Annotated in this window: 2 protein-coding genes; both read right to left on the bottom strand. The window is 34.2% G+C overall.

Annotated elements, in window-relative coordinates:
• Window positions 1–329: 329 nt before the first annotated feature.
• Complete coding sequence (cobT, locus tag ACKI2P_RS02875; RefSeq protein ID WP_407374829.1) at window positions 330–1,397, bottom strand: nicotinate mononucleotide-dependent phosphoribosyltransferase CobT; 1,068 nt, start codon at window positions 1,395–1,397, stop codon at window positions 330–332.
• Window positions 1,390–1,893: a hypothetical protein gene (locus ACKI2P_RS02870; RefSeq protein WP_407374827.1), complete on the bottom strand. Its 504-nt coding sequence runs from the start codon at window positions 1,891–1,893 to the stop codon at window positions 1,390–1,392. Before ACKI2P_RS02870 ends, cobT begins: the two co-directional genes overlap by 8 nt.
• Window positions 1,894–2,383 lie beyond the last annotated feature (490 nt).

The following is a 2,383-nucleotide window of genomic DNA, read 5'->3' as shown; positions in this document are numbered from 1 at the left end:
CGTTGGTTATTTGATATTATCCTAGGCTATCTCCCTCGTCCCATGGGTTCAGACAAAAATGTTAATGTTTTGCTTTTTTAAACTTGGTTATCGTTGAAAAAAGTTTTGATTAACTTTGTCATTTATTAGTTTAGATTTCATGGGTATTTAAAGTTCTTCAGAGAGCATTTGATAAGTAATTTTTTGTGCAATTCATCCATGACCTAAGAGGTCATGGTATTCTTGCAATATTTTTGATAAATATATCTAAAAAATTTCGATGATGTGAAATAGAGGACTGATTTAAAATTTGGTGAGGTTGTCAAAAAAAGAGTTAGAGAATGAAATCTCTATCTGCAAACTTTTTCTATTTTTTTTCTGAGTTTTTCAACGGAATTTCCTAAAACGAGTGCGGTATACATCGCCCCTCCGGCACCGGCACCCTCTTTAACAAATCCTTTAAGATAATTCTGCAGACCTTTATGTTCTGATTCTTCAAAACGAGGGTCCACTACATTGACTGTAATGTTATCATCGATTTGTTTTAAGATTCCGAATAAATCTGCACTTTCATCTCCTGCAACGTATGTTGTTGTTGATAAATTGATTCTTGAAAAGTCAAAGTTAGGCTGTACGGATTTAATTATTGCACAAACAGCTGCCATTTGTGTTCCTCCGCCGAGGATTATCGGGATGTCTGAGCCCAGTACCATTCCGGCCATTGCAGGTAATGTAGGATCTCCCACTGCAGCTATTGCTTGAATTGCATCGATGTCATCTTTTTTAGGGTCAAGTCCAGCATTTCTTAAACCTTCATCAACGACTTTTGTTTTCATGTCATGAGGGTTATGTGGCAGACTGCCGCTAACCTTTTCATTTGCATCATAGCCAAGAGCCCTTAAAACTCCCAGTGCGGTTGTTGTTCCTGCAGCTATGCTTTCACCGATGATGAGCATTTCATGTCTTCTAGACAGTTCAGCTCCCAAATCTTTCGCATTTTCAAATATTTCCAATGGGTTTAAAACTCCTTTTCCGGTTCTAATGTCTCTTCCATATTCTTTTCCAAAGTTTACATATTCCACATCTGGTTTAATTTTGGAACCTGCATCGACAATTATGAATGGGATATTTGCCAGTTGGAGTGCTGATTTGGTAAGTCTTGCAGGAGTTGGTGCTGCCGCATCGCCTACAACAGTTTCGGCTGGAGCTTCACAGCATCTCACTTCACCTAAAACCATGAATTCAACATCAGATGCTGGTGTATATTCGGTTAAATCTGCTGATGGGCCGGCACCTGAAATTCCATCAATCAATGAGGTTTCAGTAGTTCCAATAGTAAGTATGAATACCGGATCATCACATTCCTGTAGTTTTTTAGTTAATTCGTCTGATCCGTAAGTTTTTATTCCATCAATCATTGTTTTCACCTAATCTTTTGAGTTGTTCTATGATAATCTTATTCTGATTAATAATCTTTTTATTCTGGAGCATGATTTTCTTTAACATTTCACGTTCCGGAAGTTCGTCATCAGTTTTGAATGTCTGACCGTCCCTTGCCCTTGGAGGTATTCTGATTTGGTCTTTTGGAGGTAATTTATTTTCTTGTTCAGGCATTTTCGGAATTACGCCTCTGGATGCACTGTCTTCTCTAGAAACAAAATCGACATATCTGTGTGTAACTTTGTTTTTTCCTCTCTCTTCCAATAATTCCATTAGTCTTTCATCTACTTGGTCTACGCCGACAAGCTGTTCTTCTTCTACTTCATGAATTAGTCTTTTTTGAATGTTGTATGCATTGTAGATAGGTATTCCTCTTGCATTGCATTCATTTTTGAACATGTCATGAATGTTGATGTCTCCAGTCAGTTGTTTTACTCTTTTCTGCTCAAGAGTATTTGCACTATAAAATCCCATATTAATCATTTTATTTTTTAATTTAAAAAATATTTATTGTTTTAAATATTATAATTTTTCTCTAAAATTTTTTTATCTTTTTTTTGTATTATTGGTTTTTTAGGGGGCCTCCCAAAATTAAATTTCGGAGGGCTATTGATTTTTTTAAAAATGAATAAAAAGTCGGTCTAATAAATTTTTGATGAACCTCTTCTTAAATTAGATGTAAAATTGGTATATTTATATAGTACAATTTATAAAAATATAAATAACTTTTAATAATATAGTGGGGGTGTTATATTGATTTGTGAATTTACACTCGTGGAAATGAAAAAAAATGTTCAAAAGAAAAAAAAGAAATAAGCCTGCAGGTTTTATTTCTTTATACTTTTTTTTTATCAAAAATATTGCAAGAATACCATGACCTCTTAGGTCATGGATGAATTGCACAAAAAATTACTTATCAAATGCTCTCTGAAGAACTTTAAATATCAATGAAATCTAAACTAAT

This window comes from Methanobrevibacter sp., from assembly GCF_045541095.1.
Classification (GTDB): Archaea; Methanobacteriota; Methanobacteria; order Methanobacteriales; family Methanobacteriaceae; genus Methanocatella.
This window is presented reverse-complemented; position numbering and strand designations above follow the sequence as displayed.

What these genes read in the sequence shown, in the direction of transcription:
- ACKI2P_RS02870 (WP_407374827.1), bottom strand. Translation starts at nt 1,893, where the DNA reads ATGGGATTTTATAGTGCAAATACTCTTGAGCAGAAAAGAGTAAAACAA.
- cobT (WP_407374829.1), bottom strand. Translation starts at nt 1,397, where the DNA reads ATGATTGATGGAATAAAAACTTACGGATCAGACGAATTAACTAAAAAA.